General features: G+C 55.1%; 19 protein-coding genes. 12 read left to right on the top strand and 7 right to left on the bottom strand.

Annotated features, from left to right (window positions below; translation table 11 throughout):
- The first annotated feature begins 114 nt into the window (after positions 1-114).
- Positions 115-723, top strand: a complete 609-nt coding sequence (locus ACZ5ER_RS07145; protein ID WP_464934113.1) for a molybdenum cofactor guanylyltransferase — start codon at positions 115-117, stop codon at positions 721-723.
- On the opposite strand, the gene ACZ5ER_RS07140 is transcribed toward ACZ5ER_RS07145, so the two are convergent.
- The gene (locus tag ACZ5ER_RS07140) at positions 698-1,216 is read right to left on the bottom strand and encodes a biotin transporter BioY (RefSeq protein WP_464934112.1); all 519 of its coding nucleotides are present in this window, start codon (positions 1,214-1,216) and stop codon (positions 698-700) included. The genes ACZ5ER_RS07145 and ACZ5ER_RS07140 overlap by 26 nt on opposite strands.
- 57 nt (positions 1,217-1,273) lie before the next feature.
- Between ACZ5ER_RS07140 and ACZ5ER_RS07135 the strand changes: the two genes are divergently transcribed.
- From ACZ5ER_RS07135 to ACZ5ER_RS07120, 4 genes are read left to right on the top strand one after another with little or no spacing between them, the layout of a single operon-like run.
- Positions 1,274-1,780, top strand: coding sequence for an HTH domain-containing protein (locus ACZ5ER_RS07135; RefSeq protein ID WP_464934111.1), 507 nt, complete (start codon positions 1,274-1,276; stop codon positions 1,778-1,780).
- 44 nt (positions 1,781-1,824) lie between these two features.
- Entirely contained in the window at positions 1,825-2,010 is a 186-nt protein-coding gene (locus tag ACZ5ER_RS07130; RefSeq protein WP_464934110.1) for a hypothetical protein, read from the top strand.
- Complete coding sequence (locus tag ACZ5ER_RS07125; RefSeq protein WP_050003261.1) at positions 2,010-2,789, top strand: energy-coupling factor ABC transporter ATP-binding protein; 780 nt, start codon at positions 2,010-2,012, stop codon at positions 2,787-2,789. The genes ACZ5ER_RS07130 and ACZ5ER_RS07125 overlap by 1 nt, the downstream gene beginning before the upstream one ends.
- Positions 2,786-3,547, top strand: coding sequence for an energy-coupling factor transporter transmembrane component T family protein (locus ACZ5ER_RS07120; RefSeq protein ID WP_464934109.1), 762 nt, complete (start codon positions 2,786-2,788; stop codon positions 3,545-3,547). The genes ACZ5ER_RS07125 and ACZ5ER_RS07120 overlap by 4 nt, the downstream gene beginning before the upstream one ends.
- On the opposite strand, the gene ACZ5ER_RS07115 is transcribed toward ACZ5ER_RS07120, so the two are convergent.
- Together ACZ5ER_RS07115 and ACZ5ER_RS07110 are read right to left on the bottom strand one after the other, a co-directional pair.
- On the bottom strand, positions 3,534-4,172 hold the full coding sequence (locus ACZ5ER_RS07115) for a hypothetical protein (protein WP_464934108.1): 639 nt from the start codon (positions 4,170-4,172) through the stop codon (positions 3,534-3,536). The two genes, ACZ5ER_RS07120 and ACZ5ER_RS07115, sit on opposite strands and share 14 nt — an antisense overlap.
- Before the next feature lie 38 nt (positions 4,173-4,210).
- On the bottom strand, positions 4,211-4,567 hold the full coding sequence (locus ACZ5ER_RS07110) for a hypothetical protein (RefSeq protein WP_464934107.1): 357 nt from the start codon (positions 4,565-4,567) through the stop codon (positions 4,211-4,213).
- A 56-nt stretch (positions 4,568-4,623) separates the two neighbouring features.
- Here ACZ5ER_RS07110 and ACZ5ER_RS07105 point away from each other — a divergent pair, with 56 nt between their 5' ends.
- Positions 4,624-5,424, top strand: coding sequence for a DUF63 family protein (locus ACZ5ER_RS07105; RefSeq protein ID WP_464935145.1), 801 nt, complete (start codon positions 4,624-4,626; stop codon positions 5,422-5,424).
- An 8-nt stretch (positions 5,425-5,432) separates the two neighbouring features.
- Here ACZ5ER_RS07105 and ACZ5ER_RS07100 read toward each other — a convergent pair whose 3' ends face one another.
- The 4 genes from ACZ5ER_RS07100 to ACZ5ER_RS07085 are packed head-to-tail and all read right to left on the bottom strand — an operon-like array spanning position 5,433 to position 11,051.
- Positions 5,433-8,033: a DEAD/DEAH box helicase gene (locus ACZ5ER_RS07100; protein WP_464935144.1), complete on the bottom strand. Its 2,601-nt coding sequence runs from the start codon at positions 8,031-8,033 to the stop codon at positions 5,433-5,435.
- Between the two features lie 58 nt (positions 8,034-8,091).
- Positions 8,092-9,351, bottom strand: coding sequence for an RNA-guided endonuclease InsQ/TnpB family protein (locus ACZ5ER_RS07095; RefSeq protein WP_464934106.1), 1,260 nt, complete (start codon positions 9,349-9,351; stop codon positions 8,092-8,094).
- Between the two features lie 29 nt (positions 9,352-9,380).
- A complete protein-coding gene (locus ACZ5ER_RS07090) occupies positions 9,381-9,896 on the bottom strand; it encodes an Lrp/AsnC family transcriptional regulator (RefSeq protein WP_050003252.1) in 516 nt (171 codons plus the stop codon).
- Positions 9,897-9,923: 27 nt separating this feature from the next.
- Positions 9,924-11,051 carry a tyrosine--tRNA ligase gene (locus ACZ5ER_RS07085; RefSeq protein ID WP_050003251.1) on the bottom strand — a complete coding sequence of 376 codons (1,128 nt, stop codon included), beginning with the start codon at positions 11,049-11,051 and terminating at the stop codon, positions 9,924-9,926.
- Between the two features lie 123 nt (positions 11,052-11,174).
- Between ACZ5ER_RS07085 and ACZ5ER_RS07080 the strand changes: the two genes are divergently transcribed.
- From ACZ5ER_RS07080 to ACZ5ER_RS07055, 6 genes are all read left to right on the top strand, one after another.
- Positions 11,175-12,251, top strand: a complete 1,077-nt coding sequence (locus ACZ5ER_RS07080) for a CGP-CTERM sorting domain-containing protein (RefSeq protein WP_050003250.1) — start codon at positions 11,175-11,177, stop codon at positions 12,249-12,251.
- Between the two features lie 71 nt (positions 12,252-12,322).
- Entirely contained in the window at positions 12,323-13,771 is a 1,449-nt protein-coding gene (locus ACZ5ER_RS07075) for an ABC transporter substrate-binding protein (RefSeq protein ID WP_050003249.1), read from the top strand.
- A gap of 162 nt (positions 13,772-13,933) precedes the next feature.
- Positions 13,934-15,778: an ABC transporter permease gene (locus tag ACZ5ER_RS07070; RefSeq protein ID WP_464935143.1), complete on the top strand. Its 1,845-nt coding sequence runs from the start codon at positions 13,934-13,936 to the stop codon at positions 15,776-15,778.
- 13 nt (positions 15,779-15,791) lie between these two features.
- The gene (locus tag ACZ5ER_RS07065; RefSeq protein ID WP_464935142.1) at positions 15,792-16,856 is read left to right on the top strand and encodes an ABC transporter ATP-binding protein; all 1,065 of its coding nucleotides are present in this window, start codon (positions 15,792-15,794) and stop codon (positions 16,854-16,856) included.
- A gap of 45 nt (positions 16,857-16,901) precedes the next feature.
- Complete coding sequence (locus tag ACZ5ER_RS07060; RefSeq protein WP_050003246.1) at positions 16,902-17,480, top strand: DUF447 domain-containing protein; 579 nt, start codon at positions 16,902-16,904, stop codon at positions 17,478-17,480.
- A gap of 73 nt (positions 17,481-17,553) precedes the next feature.
- Complete coding sequence (locus ACZ5ER_RS07055; protein WP_464934105.1) at positions 17,554-19,566, top strand: CGP-CTERM sorting domain-containing protein; 2,013 nt, start codon at positions 17,554-17,556, stop codon at positions 19,564-19,566.
- The last annotated feature ends 35 nt before the right edge of the window (positions 19,567-19,601 follow it).

The raw sequence follows: 19,601 nt of genomic DNA, 5'->3' as shown, positions 1-19,601 counted from the left end.
TTCGTCCCCCTAACATTAAAACCCTGCTGGGACTTTAAGATTTTTCTCGGAAAAACTGTAAAAGTGTTGAAATTTGCCAAAAGCTTTTTTAACGCCGTTGTCGTTCTGGTGAACATGCTCGGCGTTATACTTGCGTTTCCGGAGAAGAGGTGGGAAAACTACACCCTGCCCATGAACGGAGAACCCATCGTCAGGCTCACGGAGAGGAGGCTCTTAACCGCCAAAAGAATCCACGAGGTCAACACAATCGTCAGAAAGGACAAGCTGAAGACTTACTCTCTCCACGTTTCCAAGCCCATTCCAGTAACGGCAAGGGGCAAGATGGAGGCGCTCCTCAAAGCCCTCCCCGACGAACCCTTCTTCCTGGTCGAGGGCAACATGCCGCTGGTAATGCCGTTCCTCGTGAACTACCTTGTGGGTCTCTTTTACGAGAACGAGCCTGAGGCGCTAATCCCCGTCTGGAACGACGGAAGCGCCGAGGTATTTCACGCGGTTTATGAGCCGGACGCGCTGAGGGATGCGATAGAATCGGCCCTCACGGAGGGTTACAAGAGCTTTTCAAGGATTGCCGAGTTCCTTGACTACGAACCTGTCTCGATAGAGGAGCTCGCGAAGAAGAACCCGAAGGTCACGCTGAGCTTCTTCCGCGTCAGGAGCTCCATGGACGTTGCCTTTGCAGAAAAAACAATTGAAGAGCTCAGAGCCAGGGGAGAGCCATTCTAACGGCCCTTGCTATTCCGACGGCCAGGACAGCCTTTACCACGTCCACGGGCACAAAGGGAAGCACGCCGACAGCAAAGGCCTTACCGAAGTCCCCCCCAAGGTAGAGGCCGAGCCTCAGCCAGCCGAGGAGGTAGATTACCCCCAGCCCGAGCAGACTGCCGGCGGCCCACATAATCGGATTTTCCCAACCCTTTGAGAAGACGCCCGCCACGAGGGCCGCCACCGGGAACGCGAGCAGGTAGCCTCCAGTCGGCCCGTAGAGGTGGACGAACCCGCCGGTAAAACCCGCGAAGACGGGGAGCCCGATGGCGCCCGCCAGGACGTAGAGGGCCTGGCTCACGAAGCCCAGTTTGGGGCCCAGGATAAGGCCCGAAAGGAGAACCACCAGAACCTGGAGCGTGAACGGAACCGGCCCAAGGGGGATTTGAACCTGGGCGCTTACCGCCGTTAAAGCCACGAACAGGCCCGCAAGTGCCACTTCCCTAGCCTTCATGCCACCACCAGAGGGCGCTTTAGTTAATCTTTAAATGGTTTAGGTTAACAAAACTCCATGCCCAGGAGAAGAATGCTCCACGACAGTCCTGTAAAGAGGGCTATACTCCAAGGGCCGTTCCCAATCTCTGGAGAAGAGCTGGCAAAAAGGTTTGGAATCTCGCGGGTGGCGGTCTGGAAGCACGTCAGGGAGCTGAGAAGGCTGGGCTATTCAATACGCTCAACAGGAAAGGGCTACCTCCTTGAAGGGAGGCCGGACGTCCCATACCCCTGGGAGCTGGACGTCAGGGCGGTTTATCTTCCAGAGACGGCTTCCACAATGGACGTCGCGTGGAAGCTTGAGGACTGGACCTTCGTCATAGCGGGGACGCAGCGCTCGGGACGCGGGAGGGGCGGTCGGCGCTGGTTCTCCCCGCCCGGCGGCCTGTACTTCTCGGTGGCCGTTTCCCCGAACCTCCCACTATCCGAGACGGACTCAATCTTAAGTTCCGTACTCTCTAGCATCGTGGAAGTCCTTCACGACCTCGTGTCGAGGCAGAGCCAAGGGAGAACGCGCTTTACGTAGGGGACAGAAAGCTTGGGGGAGTTCTCGTCGAGATATCTGGAGAGATGGAGAGAATAAAGCGCGCCGTCGTGGGGGTTGGCATTAACGTGAACAACCCCGTCCCGGAGGGCGCGGTGTCCCTTCAGATGCTCCTCGGCAAGGTTTCGCTCCTTGAGGTTGCGAGGAAAACACTCCCCGCCGTCGAGGAGGGCCTGAGAAGACTTTTAAAGACCTCGGGAAATTCCGGTTGATGATAACGGTCGAAGACGTTCACTTTTCCTACGGCGGGCGCGAGGTTCTCAGGGGGGTAAGCCTGACCCTCGACCAGGAAATCCTCGCCCTAGTCGGCCCAAACGGGAGCGGGAAAACGACGCTGGCTAAGCACCTAAACGGGCTCCTCAAGCCGACGCGGGGCAGAGTCCTCGTGGACGGGATGGACACGAGAGAGCACACCGTTGCCGAACTCAGCAGGAAGGTCGGCTACGTCTTCCAGAACCCCGAGCACATGTTCTTCGAGGAGACCGTCTTCAAGGAGGTCGCCTTTGGCCCGAAAAACCTGGGCCTCAGCGAGGCAGAAGTCGAAGAGCGGGTTCGCTGGGCCCTCGGGGCAGTCGGCCTTGGGGGATTTGAGGAGAGGACGCCCTACTCCCTGAGCGGAGGCGAGAAGCAGAGGCTCGCAATAGCCTGCGTCCTGGCCATGAGGCCCAAGTACCTCGTGCTCGACGAGCCAACGACTGGCCTCGACTGGAAGGCCGAGCGGAGCGTCGTGGAGGTCATAAAGTCCCTGAGGGAGAGGGGCCACGGGATTCTGCTCATAACCCACGATATGGATCTGGTGCTTGAGCTTGCCGACCGCGTCGTCCTCCTGCGGGGAGGCAGAAAGGTCTTTGATGGCCCCGTTGAGGACTTCTTTGCCCTAAACCTTGAGGAGTACGGCCTCGAAAAGCCGGAGGTGCTTTTACTCGCGGAGAGGCTCAACGTAGGCTTCGTGAGGACGGTTGATGAAATCGTGCGGAGGGTCCGGCCGTGATGTACCAGTTCTACGTTGAGAGGGACTCGGTTCTCCACTCGCTCGACCCGCGTGTCAAGATAATCGGGATGCTGGCCGGGATAGTCTCTCTGATGTTCTTCAACGACCCGAAAGTCCTTGTACCGTTCTTTCTGCTCGTCCTCCTCTCTGGAAAACTCCTCGGAAAGCTTGGAATCGGTGAACAGCTCAGGCTCCTGAAGCCCCTTATGTTCATAGTCGTGCTGACGGTCATAGCCTGGCCCATTATCTACAGGCCCCGGCTTATGGGCCTTGTTTTCGGCCTCTCGTTTTCCCTCCGCCTGCTCGGCTTTGGCTTGATAACCTTCCAGCTCCTCATGACGACAAAACAGAGGGAGCTCATACTCGGCTTCGTTAAGCTGGGCCTTCCCTACGAGCTCGGCCTGACCCTCACGATAGCTCTCCGCTACATCCCGACGCTCTACATCATCGCGGGCACGATAATGGACGCCCAAAAAAGCAGGGGGCTTGAGCTCGACAAAGGAAACTTCCTGGAGAGGGCCAGAAAGACCGTCCCAATCCTGATACCGCTCATTGTTGCCGCCCTTAAGACAGCCCACGAGCTCAGCATAGCCCTTGAGAGCAGGGCCTTCGGGGCGAGCAGGAAGAGAACATTCTACCGGGACATAGGGATGACCGGAAGGGACTACGTGGCACTTGGAGCCGTTCTGGTTTCATTCGCGGTGCTTGTTTACCTCCGCTTTGTCCTCGGCATCGGGCACGTGGTCATTTACCGGTGATCGTCTTGACTATTGAGTCCACTGGGATTGAGTGGTCGCCGAGGCTGGCTATCTGTTCAGGGGGGGCTTTGAGAACTGTGACGTTTAGCTTGTAGTGGCCGCGGTAGGAGTTAGTCCTGAGGACGATGAGGGAATCGAAAAGCTCTGGGACTAGGAAGAACCTAGCGAACTCCCCTGGCAGGTCGAGCTCGTTGAAGCTCAGCGTCCCGTGGTGGAGAACCAGGGTGAGCGAGCCCTCGTCGGCCCTCTTTCTCAGCTCAAGGAGGGTCTCCTGGGATACTCCCGTAAGGGTGGGAAACTGGGACACGAGGACGGTGGAGCCTTCTTCGACATAGTCGAGGGCCTTCACCAGGTCTTCGGCGCTGTAAACGTTTGCTGAGAGCAGGCTCGAAGGCTCAACCCCAAACGTCCTGAGTATGGAAGGCGAAAAGATCCTCTTAGGCCCGACATGGTAGGCTTTTCCGCTGCGGAGGGCCTCGCTGAGGAGGGTGTGGGCGAGGATAGAACCGGCTAGCTCGTCCGTCGAGACTAGGGCAGATAGAGAGCCCCGGCTGAACTCGACCGGGAAGCCCTCAAAGGGTTTTATCCCGCTGATTTCTTCGACTGGCTGGAAAAAGCCTGGCATCGTTCATCCTTGGCGGAAGTTCTATTTATCCTTTTCCATCAGGGGAGGAGAACCTCCCTAGTCACAGCCCCCGCGAGGGCAAGCAGACCCGCTATAAACATCTCAACGACTATCGCTATCAGCCATGCCATGAACGCCCTGAGCCAATCAGTATGGAACACTACTTTGATTACCCAGATGTATGTGATCATAAAGGCGAGCCAGCCGAGCATTATTCCCATCGGACCCACTATTGAGAATACCAGCGCCACTGTTCCCCCAACTATCGCCCCGAGGATCCCTCCACCGACTATTGCCACCATTGCGCCGACTATGGAGGTATCCTTTATCCCGACGAGCTTTGCGCTGAGAGCTAGACTAACCCTCCCACGAAGATAACAGAGAGGAGTCCACACCAAGGTTGTCCCAAAAGGCCTATAAGGGGGGACTCAAACGAACCACGGTGGTTAAAATGGGCATTGGAGAGGCACTGTGGGACTTCTTTTACAGGTATTTCTGGGAGCCGATGTTCACGAGGAGCGGTTACAACGCTGTCAATACCTTTGTCTACGCACTGCTCTTCGGTCTCGGTGTCATATATTCCTACCGCTACATAATCAAGCCGCTGAAAATCAAGGTCGATGAGAGGCTCTTCTGGGCAGTGACTCCGATGGTAGTCTTCGGGTCTACCGTTAGGGCGCTCGTTGACGGCGGAGTTCTCCCGAAGCACCCCCTCATACTGACGCCGGGCATATTCTTCACGGCGTTCTTCCTCATACTTCCCTCCCTCGTCGCGGATGCCAGGCTGAAGACGTATCCCAAAATAACAATAGCCTGGGGAACCGTTCTGGCGGTGTGGGCAAACTACCTCCTCATCACCCACGCCAAGAGCTGGGAGCCCTACGTGCTGACGATGGTTCACACCGTTGTCTCGTTTGCAGTCGTTCTGGCGTTCTACAAGTGGAAGCCCTTTGACAGGCTCTACCTGTATCCGGCTCTGGCCCACTATTTCGATGTTGCCTCGACGGTTGTGGCCATTCACTTCTACGGCTACCGCGAGGTGCACTGGATTGAGCACCACCTCGTCCAGTGGTTCGGAGCCTACATCTACTACCCCTGGATAACCCTAATTCTCATAGCGGTCTACTACGCCCTTCGGGAGCTCGTCCCGGACGAGGAAGAGAGGCACTTCTGGTACCTGGCCATCTACATCCTCGGGCTGGGCCCAGCAATAAGGGACCCGGCGCAGATGATACTGCAGATAGGGGGCTGAGGTTTCTTTTATCTCCTTCTCCTCTGCTGTCTGGGCCTGTTTTCCGGTCTTCTGTGTTCCTTAGTTGAATATCTGAGGTAGTTTCCTCCATCTTTGCGCTCTCTGCTCTCCACTCTTATCGTCTTCCCCTCTTCTATCTCCTTCCTCAGAACTTTGGCTTCCTCCTCAGCGCTCCTCACCCTGAAGACCCTTGCTATTCTCTCCACCGCCTCAAGCTTCCGCACGATGCCGTCAAGCCACGTGAAGACGTCTCCAGGATAGACTATCAGTCCGTAGAGCTTCCTGAAGTGCTCCGCTATCTGTGTCGGGTGCTTCCCGCTCCTGCGGAGCTCGATTATGAGGTTCCCAACGCGCTCCATCGCGTACTCGGTGCAGTCTTCTTCGCCACACATGAAAAACTCCTGGTAGATTGTGAACAGCCTCTCGGCAGCGTTGGGGCTGAGCTCAGGGATAACCCTGTCGAGCTCTTCTAAGATGGAAGCAAAGCTCGGCGAGAAGACGTTGGCGCTCAGCCTTCCCCTTACTGCCCCTTCAAGCTCCCTCTGGAGCGTCCCGCTCAGGTAGAGGTTCTCGAAGGGGTGGAGCTTTAGGGCAATCCAGCGGGCGGGCTTTTCGCGGAGGTTCTTCCTTATGAACTCCGCCTCCTTGGGCAGGAGAAAGCTCATGCTGACGGCCCTTCCGTAGGGAGTGACCTCAACGATGGGCTTTTTGAGCCTCACGAGGTCAAACCCCTCCAGCTTTTCAAGAACTTTCTCGGCGCTCTGGTTGGCGCCGAGGCATTTGGCCTGGACTTCTTCAATGACGTCAAGCCCCTTGAAGACGCAGGAGTGGGCCAGGACGTTGTCCTCCTCAAGCTCATCGCTCCACTCAACCGTTACGGGCTCTATCGGTGCAGTCAGGAGCTTGAATGCTACCTCGTCCTCAGAGCTTTCCATCTGGGCGGAGTACTTCCTCCCAGGCTCGACGAGGAGGTAGACCCTGCCCTTCTCATGGTAGAGGGGTCTCCCTGCCCTTCCGAGCATCTGGTGGAACTCGCGGACGGTTAGCCATTTGTTGCCCATGGCGAGGCTTTCAAAGATGACCTGGCTCGCTGGGAAGTCAACGCCCGCTCCGAGTGCGGCGGTGGTAACCACCACGTCGAGCCTCTGGGCCAGAAACTCCATCTCGGTGAGCTTTCTCTGCTTGTATGGAAGCCCGGAGTGGTATGGCTTAGCGCGGAGGCCTTTGCTCGTTAGATAAGCCGAAAGCTCGTGCGTCCGCTTTCTTGAGAACGTGAAGACTATCGTCTGGCCCCTATAGCCCTGCTTCGACTTTCTCATCGCTTCCGCCCTGCAGAGGTTTGCTATGTGACGCCACTTCTCTGACTCGTTCCTCACTATGATGATGTGCCTTTCCAAATCAACAGGCCTCTCGTCGTAGAGCACCAGCTTGAGGCCGAGCTCTTTGGCGAGCTCCTCGGGGTTCCCGACGGTCGCGCTCAGGCCTATGAACTGAGCCTTCGGGTAGAGCTTCCTCAGCCTCGCTATAAGGCCGTCAAGGCGGGGCCCGCGCTCCTCGTCGTCGAGGGTGTGTATCTCGTCTATCACGATGGTTCCAACGTTGCCTATCTTCCGACCGGCCCTCAGGAGGTAGTCTATTCCCTCGTAGGTTCCAACTATGATGTCCGCGTCTATGCCGGTGTCAACAACAACGAGCTCGTCCTTAGTCTTAATCCTGCTCATACCTACCCTTATCGCCACGCGGAGGCCGAGTTTGGAGTAGCGCCTTTTGAAGTCCTCGTACTTCTGGTTTGCTAAAGCAACGAGCGGGACTAAAAAGAGGAGCTTTTTGCCCTCCATCGCCTTGGGAACTCCAGCTAATTCGCCGATCAGCGTTTTACCGCTCGCCGTTGCGGAAACGACGAGTAAGTTCTCCCCTTCAAGGAGGCCGTTCTTAACGGCGAGGCTTTGAACCGGGAGGAGCTCCTTCACGCCCTCCCCCTTCAGAACCTCCTTGAACTTCTCGGGTAGAGGGAGCTCGTCAACGCGGATTTTTTCAAGTTTGATGTGCTTGGCCTTCAGCTCGTCCCATTTGGTGACTTCTGGATGTTTGGTCGGGTCAAAGCGCGGGTCGAATGCGTAGAGAACCTTATCCAGGTCCCTAAACCTGTCGAGGAGCTTCTTCGCCTGCTCGAACATCGCTGTGCTGTTGAACCTGAATCTAAGCTCCCTCTTCAGCTCGTCCTCCGCACAACGCTCGCAGATGTACTCGTTGCGGTACTTTATCCTGTTGCCTGGCGTTAGGACTGTTATCCTACCCTCAAGGAGGCAGAGACGGCACAGCTCGGCCTTTTCCACCCTTTTGTTCTGGAGCCTTCTCTTAAAGTAGTCCTCCCACTCGTCCGCGTTGACGAGAACGATTCTCGCCTGCCTCAACAGCTTCTCAATCTCCTTCGGGTTGCGGTACTGGCTTCCTTCCAGAACCTTGAAGAGCCTTCCCTCCCGCATTATGAGGCGGAATATCCTGTCAGCCTTCAGGTTCTTCATCTCGCTCAGCTTTTCCGGCTCGTTCTCGATGAAAAAGGCCTCAAGCTCGTTCTTCTTCCTTCCGGGCCTGATAACGAAGAGCATCTTCACCGCCTCGGCCAGCCGTCCACTCATCACACCTCAGAGTCGGGAGGGGTTCCCCCTACGGGGGCGTTAGTGTGATTTTGTGGAGTTTCATTCCCATTCTCTGTTTCTCTACTGCCATAATCCCGTAGGGATTGGTCTTCATTGGTCTTTCATCGGGCGTTGAAGCCCTCGAAGCCTCCAACCCTTTCGGGGTAACCCCTGAGCCCCACATCCGAAGGTTTAACACAGCGACAAAATCCCTGTCCTCAATCAAACCACAGTTTGAGCACTTCATTAAACGCCCCTCTCGGGGTATTAACTGACCCCCGCATACGGGGCAAATACGAGAAGAATTCCTTGGATTGACGTAAACAACAGGAACACCCAGCCACTTCGCCTTGTACTCGATTAGCCTTTGTAATTCACGAGCATTCCACTTGGAAAGCTTTCTATTCATCTTTTTTGAACCGTTCAAAACCCTCTCCTTTATGCTATTCAAATCCTCCAAAGTTATACCCATCCGCCTTTCCCTTGCAATTTCAACGATTTTATTCGCCAACTTGTGTAGAAAATTCTTTGTCCTGTTTCTTTCTCTTTTTGAATACTTTTCCAGCAGTTTTTTACTCAATCTTTTGTTCCACGCTGAAATCTTCTGAATCTTTCGCCTCTTTAACTCGTAAACCCTGTGAACGTGGTACAACTCACGAGTGTCGAAGCGGTAGACTGTTAAACCGGCGAGGACTGTAACGTTAGTTAGGTTTATATCAATGCTCATCCAGTCTCTTGGCTCAAAGTATTCTACAGTTTTCACAAAGGTTAGGACGAGTTTGTTAGGGAACAAGAATAATCCGCCGAGTTTGAGTTTCCCACCCCAGACCTCCTTCAAAAATAGCAGAATATATGGATAATTAGCAAGGTTTATTTCAAGGTAATACTCTCTCGGAATTATTGTTATCTTCAACATAGAGCCTTTTAGCCCAAAGAGTGTTGATTTCACGTAAACGAATTTCTTCTTCAGCTTTGGTTCTCGAGCTTTCTTTCCCTTTTTGAGTTTTCGCTTGTAGGATTTTACGAGCCCAAGCGTTTGGTTTATTGCGGAGTCAACGTAATGGGCTGCATAATTCCAGTTCTCTAAAAGTGTGTCTCGAAGTTGTTTTCTTTCGACTTTTGTAAATTTTTTGGTATTGAGGATTTCTTGAAGAGCTGTCTTTGCTATTTCGTGATACTTTTCAATAAACTCCAGAATAACCTCGTCAATTCGTATTGGAATTGAGTATGCTCTAACAATGGTTTCATTTTTTGTCCTTTTCAATGAGTTCCCAGATGACGTCCCCATATGTTTCACCGTTTTACTGAGTCTGTCCCTTAGCTTCTTTGACGCTTGCCATAATCTTTCTCCCTTCCACAGTCGCTATCATAATGGGTATCGGCGAGCCAGCAGTTCTTGAGCTCCTCGACGACGAGGTTCGCCTCGATTGAGAGCGCGTTCACTCCAAAGGTCTTCTTTAAGCTTTTCAGGAACTCTCTGAGCTCGTCCATGTCCCTGAATTCTCCCTTCAGCAGTACGTTGTGGTCTCCGGTTTTTAGGTATAGGAACTCGACGTTGTCGAGCGAGGCAAGCTCGCGGAGCATGCTCCTCGTGTAGGGGTCAACGTCCTTGAGCCTGATGAAGATTAGGGCCGTAACGGGATTCCCGAGGAAAGCCGGGTCAATCACCGCCGAGTAGCCCTTAACCGCCCCAAGCCTTTCGAGCTTCTCAAGCCTGCTCTTCACGCTCGCGGGGGAGAGGTTGACCTTTTTTCCGAGCTCGGTCAGTGTAATCCTGCCGTTTGAGCGGAGGATTCTCAGAATCTCCCTGTCCCTCTCATCAATCCCTGGCATTCTATCACCGACAAAGGAAAAGGGAAATCACCGGGTAATCTTTATCTCCCTCATGAGCTCCAGCGGCTCCGGGTGCTTCTCAAAGTAGTCCCGGACAGGCTTGAGGAGCTCGATGAGGTATTCGGCGACGGCGTTCTTGAGGTCGAGCGGGTGGAGCTTGCCCTCTGCGAAGTCCCTCTTGAGCTCCTCGAAGGTCGTGTAGGTGACGTCGCCTCCGAACTTGGCCGGGCGGTGGATTGTGAACTCGGTCGGCTCCTCGCGGAAGATTATGTACTCAGCCCAGTCGAGAACGGGGTTGTACTTAACTTCCCTCGCGGGGCAGAAGGCCTTCCTGAGCTTCTGCTTAATCTCTTCAGGACTGTCATGGATGAACACGGCCGAGTAGGGCTTGCTCTTGCTCATCTTCATCTGGGTCTTGAGCTCTTTGAACTGCTCCTCGCTTTCAATGGGCCAGACGGGCGGTTCCTGCAGGCCGAGCAGGAGGTGGTGGTGCAGAGCGACCGGCTTGAGCTTCTCGCCCTTCCACTCAAGCGGGTGGTATCTAAGCTTTGGAGCCACCTCAATCGCTATGACGTGGGCCTTCCTCTGGTCCATTCCTGCGTGGGCTATGGTGACGCCCTGGTAGAATATGTCCGCAACCTGCATTGCCGGGTATATGAGCTTGGCAAAGTCTATGGCCTCTCCCATCTGGCGGCCCATTATCGTTATGGAGCGCATCATCCTCGCTAAAGTCACGTTCTTGGATATGTCTATGACCGTCTGCCAGTAGTCGCCCTTCTCTAGTATCTCACTCGCGAGGACGAACTCGACCTTGTCCGGGTCGCCGCCCATGACCTTTATGCTCTGCTTCATGCCCTCCTTGAAGTAGGTGAGCGCGACCTTCTGGATGGTCTCAAGGTCGCCGCCGAGCTTGTCGTTTATCCAGCTGTGCCAGTCGGCGAGGAAAATCCTCGTCTTGATTCCAGCCTTCTGAAGGTCTGCTATCTTTGCGCCGGCCATGAGACCGGTACCGAGGTGAATGTAACCGCTTATCTCGAATCCTATGTAGTGCTGCATTGGGATTCCAACCTCGAAGAGGTGCCTCAGGTTCTCCTCCGTCAGGAGCTCCTCCGTGGGCTTGCGCTTTATGAGCTGGATCTTCTCCTCAATGTCCATCTCCACCACCTAAGGCCGAAAGGGTGGGAAACTTTAAGGGCTTTGCGGAAGTTTTTCTGGCCCGTTAAACTTTCGAGCGATAAGGTTTATAACTTTATTATGACTAAATGAAACGGTGATACCATGAAGAAGGCCGCAATGTTCCTGGTAGCCGTTGTTCTGTTGTCTGTTTTTGGGGTGGTTGCCAGCCCAGCGGTTAGCGCCGCCGAAAGCGGAAAGATTGTCATAGCCATAGACCTCGCCCACGGCGAAAACGCCAACGGTCTTGAAGACGTCACGTACAAGAACCAGACACTGACTGAAGGAATGCTGAAGGTTCTGACGGACTATACGTTCGTCTACTTCGGTGACCCCAAGTATGAAAGCGACCTTGGAATCAAGAGGCTTGGTGACAAAATCACATACGATGCGCTCAAGAATAACGACGTTACTATTCTCATCCTTGGCCAGCCGACCAGCCCGCTCCCGTCCGAGGAAATCGAGGCCATAAAGCAGTGGCTCCAAGAGGGTGGAAAGGTTCTCTGGATCGCCGGCGATTCTGACTACCCGAACGGTGACAGAACCCAGCAGTTCATCAACAGCCTTCTTGACCAGCTCGGCGTTACCAACCTCCGCCTTGAGCTCGCCTCTGTTGAAGACCCGGTCAGCAACGCAGGGGCCCCGTACCGTGTCGTCGCACTCGCCGACCCGTGGAAGGACACCCCCAAGAGGGACATCCTCGTTAAGAACTTCAAGTACGATGGTAAGGTTCTTGAACACGGCCCGGGTCTTATTGCCTGGGTTGACGGCAAAGACGGGAGCGGTGAGTGGCACAAGCTCACACCCGACAGCAAGCCTGAGAAGACCTACGTCCTTGTCCACTCCAGCCCCAATGCAATAATCAAGGAGAACAGCGACCCGGCTGCAAACGCTTACCAGGCTGGTGAGCAGGGAGAGTTCCCGATCGTTGCCGCCCAGATTGTCAAGGTCAACGACAAGAACAACGTCATCATAGTCAGCGGTGAGACCCCCGTTGGAGGTCACGAGCCAATGTGGGCCAGCCAGTACTACGACGTCAAGCTCGACGGCCCGGCCGTCGTCTCCAACATCCTCGAGTGGAGCGTTGAGATGACCACTGCTGAGGAGAGCGGTGGAATCTGCGGTCCGGCGCTCTTCGTCGGCCTTGCAGTCGTCCCGCTCCTCATCAGGAGGAGGAAGTGATTTTCCATTCTTTTAGTCTTCTTCACCAGCACCTTTTTTAAGATGGGTATCGAATTGGGGTGGGGATTGCCATGAGGCGCGCGCTTGGAATTTTCCTGATACTCGTTTTGGGCCTCAGCGTTGTGGCCAGCGGCTGTATTAATAGCGGTGGAAGTGAAAGCAGCGGAACCAGTGGAGTAACCCTTGTAATCGTCACGAGGCACGACGCGACCATCCAGTACAAGGTCAAGCAACTCTTCCTCAAGAGCGACATAGCCAAGCAGTACAACATCGTTGACCTGAAGTTCATAGGCGTCCCGGAGTCCCTCTGGCCGAGCTACATAGAGAAGGGCGCCGACGTTGGCTGGGGTGGAGGCCCGACCCTTTTCGATGACCTGTACAAGATGGACTACCTCGCACCGATAACCGACGAGAAGATACTCGGGCTCATCGGCAAGCAGATTCCGGAGGAGCTCGCAGGAATGCAGATGGTTAGAAAAGACGGGAGTAACGTCTACTGGATAGCCGCCGCGCTCTCGTCCTTCGGTTTCACCGTTAACAAGGAAGTTCTCGAAAAGCAGGGGCTCCCGTTCCCCAAGAAGTGGGAAGACATAGCCTCCCCTGACTGGGCCCGCGACCCGCCGATGTACGGCATCGCAGACCCGACGAGGAGCACCTCCAACACGAGGATTTACCAGATTATCCTCCAGGCCTTCGGCTGGGAGGAAGGGTGGAGGATTATGACCCTCATCGCGGCGAACTCCAAGGTCTATGAGGCTAGTGACGCCGTCAGAGATGCGGTCATCAACGGTGAAATCGCCGCAGGAAACACCATCGACTTCTACGGTTACACTGCCATGAGGCAGAACCCGAACTGTGAGTACGTCATCCCCGAAGGCGAAAGTATTATCAACGGTGACCCGATTGCCCTCCTCAAGAACGCCCAGCACCCTGAGGCGGCACAGGCCTTCATTTACTGGGTTCTGACCGAGGGACAGGCTGTCTGGATGAGCCAGGACATAAACAGGCTCCCGATTAACGCCGAGATATTCAACAAGACCATCACAGAGGAGGAGGCCAAGATTATCTTCAACGGCGAATATGCGGGCAAGACCTTCGCCGAGGCCCGCCCGGCCCTCCTCAAGGCCTATCAGATCTCCGTTGCAAGCAAAGGAATCCCGTTCGACGATGCAAGGGCCCTCAAGACCGTTAACTCCCTCCAGTACTACTTCAAGGCCACCCTCGTTGACGTCAACGGCCCGCTCCACCAGGCCTGGATGGCACTTGTCAAGGCCTACAAGGACGGCAAGATAACAGAGGAGCAGTTCGAGAAGCTCAAGGACGAGCTCACCGCCCCAATTCAGTTCAAGGACCCGGATACCGGCGAGATGGTCACCTTCACTGAAGAGTACGCCGCCAAGATAAACGACAGGATTGCCACCGACGCGGGCTTCCAGAGCCAGCTCATGCAGGAGTGGAGGAACGCCGCCCAGGATAAGTACCAGAAGGTTCTCGATGAGCTCAAGAAAGTAACCGGCTGACTCCAATTTCATATTCTATTTTTTTGGATTTAACAGAGCCATGTCAAGAAAAACTTCCCAGATTTTCCAAGGATTTTCAAAATCTTTTCAGAAACTTTTAAAACAAGTGGCCAAACCTTAAGATAATTGTGGACACTCAAAAACCACAGGGAGGTAACACTGATGAAGGTCAGCAAGTGGAGTGAAAGGTTTTTTGGAACGCCTTTGCCGGACCCAGTTGTCATAGTGTCATTCCTGTTCCCGCTGCTCTACCTGGTGGGCTTTCTGGTGATTCCGGTTCTAGTGATGCTCGGAACTGCCTTCAAGTACAACGAGCACTTCTCCCTCTACTGGTTCAAGAGCATCTTCGAGTCAAACTACTACTTCAACCCCCATCCCGGGGGATACCTGGTAAAGACCATCGAGTACGGCGGCAGAGAAGTTTACCACTTCTACGGTTGGGACTTCGGCGTTGTCCTCAACTCAATAATAGTCTCAATAAGCGTCATGATTCTGACAACGCTTCTCGGAACGTTCTTCGCGTTCATAATGGCCCGCTATGACTTTCCGGGCAAGAACATAATGCGCGTCCTCCTCTTCATCCCGCTCCTCGTCACCCCGTTCGTCAACGTCGTCGTTGTCAAGAAGATGTTCCTCCCAGACGGAATCATCAACTGGATTTTCCACGAGCACCTCCACCTCTTCCCGAAGCCGATATGGATTGACGGTCTCGTCGGTGTCATAATCGCCCAGACCATAACCTACTACCCGATAGTCTACCTCAACGCCTACGCGAGCTTCATCAACATAGACCCCAGCCTCGAAGAGCAGGCCGAGAACCTCGGCAGCAGGGGCTTCCACCTCTTCAGGACGGTAACCCTTCCGCTCGCAATGCCTGGAATAATGGCGGGTGCAATCCTTGTCGGAATCTTCAGCCTTGAAGACCTCGCGGCCCCAATCGTCTTCCAGGGAAGCGCCATAGCCAAGAAGCTCATGTCCTACCAGATTTACAGCTCCTTCGTCTCCGGCTTTGCAGTCGGCAACCCGCAGATGGCCGCCCTGGCCCTGATAATGCTTACTATAGCCGTCGTAATGTTCCTCGCCGTCCGCTGGTACGTCGGCCTCAAGCAGTACGCGATGCTCAGCAAGGGCGGCAGGTGGAAGCCGAGGGTCGCCAAGCCCAAGTGGTGGCAGGCCCTCATAATAGCCTTCGTCGCCGTCCCGCTCCTGCTGATAACCATCTTCCCGCAGATCGGCGTCATCCTCCTTGCATTCTCAGAGACCTGGTACGGCACGTGGCCGAGCGGCTTCACCCTTGAGAACATGAAGGCAATAATCACCCAGCCGGACATAGAGCGCGTCATCATCAACAGCGTGATGTACTCAACGGTCGCAATAATCATTATCATCCTCCTGTCCCTGACGGCCTCCTACGCCTCGAGTAGGTTCAAGAAGGCCAAGCTCGCCCCGATACTCGACAGCCTCGCCACAATACCTATAGCCGTCCCCGGAATCGTCATAGCAATGAGCTATTTCTTCTTCTTCTCGACGGTTCCGCCGTTCAAGGGCACCATCTTCGACCCAACGAACCTGCTGTACTTCTTCCCGGGAGCGGCGCTGATACTGGCGTACTCCATCAGGCGTCTGCCCTTCGCGGCGCGCTCAATCTCCGCCGGCCTCCAGCAGGTTCACGTCTCGCTTGAAGAGGCCGCGATGAACCTTGGAGCAGGCAGGTGGAAGGCCCTCACGAGCATACTCCTGCCCCTGATTTCCCTCAACCTGCTCGGCGGGGCGATGCTGAGCTTCGTCTACTGTATGAGCGAAACCAGCGTCGGCATCACCCTTGGTTCAATCAACTCAACCTGGTACCCGATAACCGCTAAGATGAGGGAGCTCATTATAGGTGCCGTTGGAAGCGCCAACCTCGCCGCGGCCCTCGGTGTCTTCCTCATGCTCGTGCAGATAACGGCCATAGTTATAGCCAACATCATAACCAAGCAGAGGTACTCGTTCATCGGTCTTACCTGAGGTGGTGATTGAGATGGTTGACGTTAAGCTTGAGAACATCGTGAAGACCTTCGATGGAACGACCGCGTTAAAGGGGATAAGCCTTCACATAAAGCACAAGGAGCTCTTCACCCTGCTCGGCCCGAGCGGGTGTGGAAAGTCCACAACGCTGAGGATTATAGCTGGCCTCGACTACCCCGACAGCGGGCACATATACTTCGGCGACGAGGAGGTCACCTACCTCCCCTCCTACCAGCGCGGTGCCGTGCTCGTCTTCCAGAACTACGCCCTCTGGCCCCACATGACGGTCTTTGACAACGTCGCCTACGGCCTCAAGATAAGGAAGGTTCCGAAAGAGGAAATCAAGAAGAGGGTCGAGTGGGCGCTTGAGCTCGTCAAGCTCAAGGGCTTCGAGAACCGCTATCCTACCCAGCTTTCCGGCGGACAGCAGCAGCGTGTCGCAATCGCGAGGGCTCTCGTTGTCGAGCCGAAGGTTCTCCTCCTTGACGAGCCGCTCAGCAACCTCGACGCAAAGCTCAGGCTTGAGATGCGTTCGGAAATCAGAAGGATTCAGCGCGAGCTCGGAATAACAGTCATCTACGTTACCCACGACCAGGAAGAGGCAATGGCAATAAGCGACAGGATTGCCGTCATGAACGTCGGAACCGTCGAGCAGGTCGGAACCCCGAGGGACATCTACGAGAGGCCGAAGACCGAGTTCGTTGCCAGCTTCATGGGCAAGACCAACGTTATTCCGGCCAAAGTCGTCGAGAGGGACGGCGACCGCGTTACGGTTGAGTTCGAGAGCTTCCGCCTTGAGGGCCTCCACTACACCGAGAAGAGCGACAACGTCGTCCTCGTCATAAGGCCGGAGCGCATAAAGTTCAGGCCCGGCGAGAACACAGTCTCGCTTGAGGGAACCGTAGACCTCATTGAGTACTACGGCTTCTTCACCGAGGTCGTCGGCCTCTTCGGCGAGACGAGAATCATAGCCAGGGCCATAAGCGACAAGGAGATAGCCAACCTCAGGCCCACCCAGCCGGTTACGTTCTACATAGACAGGGACGACATAATAGTCCTGCCCAAGCAGAACCTCTAAACCTTTAAACTCTCTTTTCTCTTCCTTACCTGGCCGGTGGTAGGTATGCTGAGCTACTTTGATGAAGGGAAAGTTTACGAGGTTATCCTTGTTACCAAGTCGAACGTCACCCCGGTGGGGGTTGTTAGAGAAGGTGAGAAGCTCAGGTTCAAGCTCTTTCCGGGGAGGAGCTTCCGAGAAGTTCTTGAGACCGGTAAAGCCTCAATCCAGTCCACCAACGACCCGGAACTGCTCGTCAGGACTGCACTAAATCTGCCCGTAACGCTTGAGTTCGTCGAGAAAAACGGCTACCGCTGGATTGAGGGCCTGCCCGGCCTCTACGGCCGGGTTGAGAGCAGGGTCAAGCGCTGGAAAGATGAACTCGGCGAGACCGAAGTCCTGCTCTGCGAGCTTATTCCCGAGGGAGAAATCGAAGGGAAACTTCCCCTGAGGCCTTTCAGCAGGGCGGACTGCATACTCGTTGAGATGGCCGTCCTGTTCACCCGCTACCGCGTGAGACCTGGGGAATCGCTGAGGGAAGAGATCCTTAAGATGCACTCCCTTTACAACCACCTTGGTGGCAGTTCCCCCACAGCCCAATATATCGTTGAGCTCTTGACGGGAAAAGCTCAAAACAGGAAGTGATGGAAGTCCTCTTGAACAGATTCCGAACGGGAAATGTTTTAAGCGTTTTCTCCCCCATTTTGACGGTGATAGCATGGTTAAAAGATTACTAGCCCTGCTGATGGCTTTTGCAACTGCGGTTTCTGTGCTTGGGGGAGTCCCAGCACTTGCCGAGGAGTACTCTACGACCTATAGCGAGTTCCTTTATCAACCAGCTCCAGCCGTTCCAGCGTTTGCAGTGCCCGGGGGTAATTTCACCCTATACATGAAAGGCAATGACCTCGATGTGAAAGGTATAGAGGCCGTCTCAATTCTTCATGGCCCCTACCAGCTTCCAATACTCAGTGCCACGGCACCAGCAGGCAATGACATGAGCACGGTTGTTGTCGGTGTCCCCAACGACGTTGCTCCCGACGATTACTTCCTCCTTATAAAGACGGACAAGGGAACCCTCGTTCTCCCAAACGGCCTCAAGGTCTTCAAGGAGTGGCCCAAGACCCTCAAGATCGCGTGGGTCAGCGACACCCACATTACAACCGGTGCCAAGGTCGGGTACGTTTGCGAAAACTACTTCCAGAGTAGCATCTACAAGCTCGAAGAGATGTGTTCGAACCCGATTCCGCTCCACAGCGTCGTTGCGACCTACAGCGCCTACCAGTACTGGGCCATGAACGACGCTACAATCCTCGTCAACACCGGTGACGAGGTCGACACGAGCGGTGACGCGACCGCGTACAACATAATCTATGACATCACCAGGCTTACCTCCGCATCGGGACTTCCAATCGTGGGAATCAAGGGCAACCACGACGACCCGCCGACCATCTACACCCAGGTCATCGGCCCGAGGTACTTCTACGTGACCATCGGCAAGTTCCTCATAATAGGCCTGGACACGGGAGGCGACCAGGGCTACCCGACAATGGAGCAGATTGAGTGGATGGAGAAAGTTCTTGAGGAGCACAGGGACTACATCCCGATAATCCTCTACCACCACCCGTACTTCTTCAACCCCCGCTGGAACTACCTCGGAGGCGTTATAGAGAACCTCGACCCAAACGCCGACTGGGACGAGATTAAGGGCCTCCTCAGGGCATCTTGGGCCAGTCAGGAGGAAATCTCCAAGCGCTTCCTTGAGGACGTTGTCAAGTACAACGTGGTTCTCACCCTGAGCGGCCACATCCACCATGACATGTACTGGCTCTACACCGACAAGAACGGAAACAAGCACTACTTCCTGACCCTTACCTCGACTGGAGCCCCCGATAAGGAGCCCAACCCACCGGCCAACCCGAGGTACAGCCCGACCTGGTACGGAAGCAACCTCGTCGTCGTGGACGAGAACGGCAACGTTGAGATGCCCTACGTCTCCGTGGACATCGAAGACAACAAGGTCAAGAGCGACTTCATGAGCGTCCCAGTTCCCCAGAGGTTCATAATATTCAAGCACGAGACTGACTTTGGAACGGCGCTCAAGTTCTTCAACGACCTTGACCACAGCGTCACCGGCCCAATAGCCGTCCAGGTTCCGACCAACGCCGAGGTCGACCCCGACGCCACCAACATCACATACAAGGTCATCACCTCCAGGGAGATAGCGGGCCGGTACTACATGCTCCTCAACGTGACGATTCCGCAGGGAGTGTCCCAGCTCGTTATTGACACGGGTAAGGACACCGAGAAGCCGGTCGTCCAGATTGCCTACCTCCAGCCCAGCCACCCCAGGCCCAACTCAAACTTTGTCGTCTACTTCACAGCCCAGGACAACCTCGGAATAAGGGACCTCTACGCGGTCATCTATGACTCCGACGGAAACCCTGTCAAGTACGGCAAGGTTGACAGGTTCCCGGCCGAGCCGTCCAGCGGAAAGCCTGGCGACACGTTCTACATCGTCCAGCTGCCCGGGCTTGAGTCCGGCAAGTACAGGCTCGAGATAGTGGCCGAGGACTTCTACGGAAACAAGGCCGTTGTCACCAAGGAGCTCAATGTGACCCCCAGCAAGCCCCCAACCGCTACCTCAACCGCTGGAGAGGAGAGCGGAATCTGCGGCCCGGCCTTCATAGTCGGCCTCGCAATAGTGCCGCTCCTCCTCAGGAGGAGGCGCTGAGCTTTCTCTTTTTTCCTCCCCACCGCAACTTTTAT

This window comes from Thermococcus marinus, from assembly GCF_055389025.1.
This window is presented reverse-complemented; position numbering and strand designations above follow the sequence as displayed.

Bases quoted from the DNA above. Each gene is read 5' to 3' on its own strand.
- ACZ5ER_RS07130 (WP_464934110.1), top strand. From the start codon at position 1,825: ATGGAGAGAATAAAGCGCGCCGTCGTGGGGGTTGGCATTAACGTGAAC.
- ACZ5ER_RS07115 (WP_464934108.1), bottom strand. From the start codon at position 4,172: ATGCCAGGCTTTTTCCAGCCAGTCGAAGAAATCAGCGGGATAAAACCC.
- ACZ5ER_RS07055 (WP_464934105.1), top strand. From the start codon at position 17,554: ATGGTTAAAAGATTACTAGCCCTGCTGATGGCTTTTGCAACTGCGGTT.
- ACZ5ER_RS07125 (WP_050003261.1), top strand. From the start codon at position 2,010: ATGATAACGGTCGAAGACGTTCACTTTTCCTACGGCGGGCGCGAGGTT.
- ACZ5ER_RS07145 (WP_464934113.1), top strand. From the start codon at position 115: ATGCTCGGCGTTATACTTGCGTTTCCGGAGAAGAGGTGGGAAAACTAC.
- ACZ5ER_RS07095 (WP_464934106.1), bottom strand. From the start codon at position 9,351: ATGGGGACGTCATCTGGGAACTCATTGAAAAGGACAAAAAATGAAACC.
- ACZ5ER_RS07085 (WP_050003251.1), bottom strand. From the start codon at position 11,051: ATGGACATTGAGGAGAAGATCCAGCTCATAAAGCGCAAGCCCACGGAG.
- ACZ5ER_RS07135 (WP_464934111.1), top strand. From the start codon at position 1,274: ATGCCCAGGAGAAGAATGCTCCACGACAGTCCTGTAAAGAGGGCTATA.
- ACZ5ER_RS07140 (WP_464934112.1), bottom strand. From the start codon at position 1,216: ATGAAGGCTAGGGAAGTGGCACTTGCGGGCCTGTTCGTGGCTTTAACG.
- ACZ5ER_RS07065 (WP_464935142.1), top strand. From the start codon at position 15,792: ATGGTTGACGTTAAGCTTGAGAACATCGTGAAGACCTTCGATGGAACG.
- ACZ5ER_RS07105 (WP_464935145.1), top strand. From the start codon at position 4,624: ATGGGCATTGGAGAGGCACTGTGGGACTTCTTTTACAGGTATTTCTGG.
- ACZ5ER_RS07070 (WP_464935143.1), top strand. From the start codon at position 13,934: ATGAAGGTCAGCAAGTGGAGTGAAAGGTTTTTTGGAACGCCTTTGCCG.
- ACZ5ER_RS07080 (WP_050003250.1), top strand. From the start codon at position 11,175: ATGAAGAAGGCCGCAATGTTCCTGGTAGCCGTTGTTCTGTTGTCTGTT.
- ACZ5ER_RS07075 (WP_050003249.1), top strand. From the start codon at position 12,323: ATGAGGCGCGCGCTTGGAATTTTCCTGATACTCGTTTTGGGCCTCAGC.
- ACZ5ER_RS07090 (WP_050003252.1), bottom strand. From the start codon at position 9,896: ATGCCAGGGATTGATGAGAGGGACAGGGAGATTCTGAGAATCCTCCGC.
- ACZ5ER_RS07060 (WP_050003246.1), top strand. From the start codon at position 16,902: ATGCTGAGCTACTTTGATGAAGGGAAAGTTTACGAGGTTATCCTTGTT.
- ACZ5ER_RS07100 (WP_464935144.1), bottom strand. From the start codon at position 8,033: ATGCTCTTCGTTATCAGGCCCGGAAGGAAGAAGAACGAGCTTGAGGCC.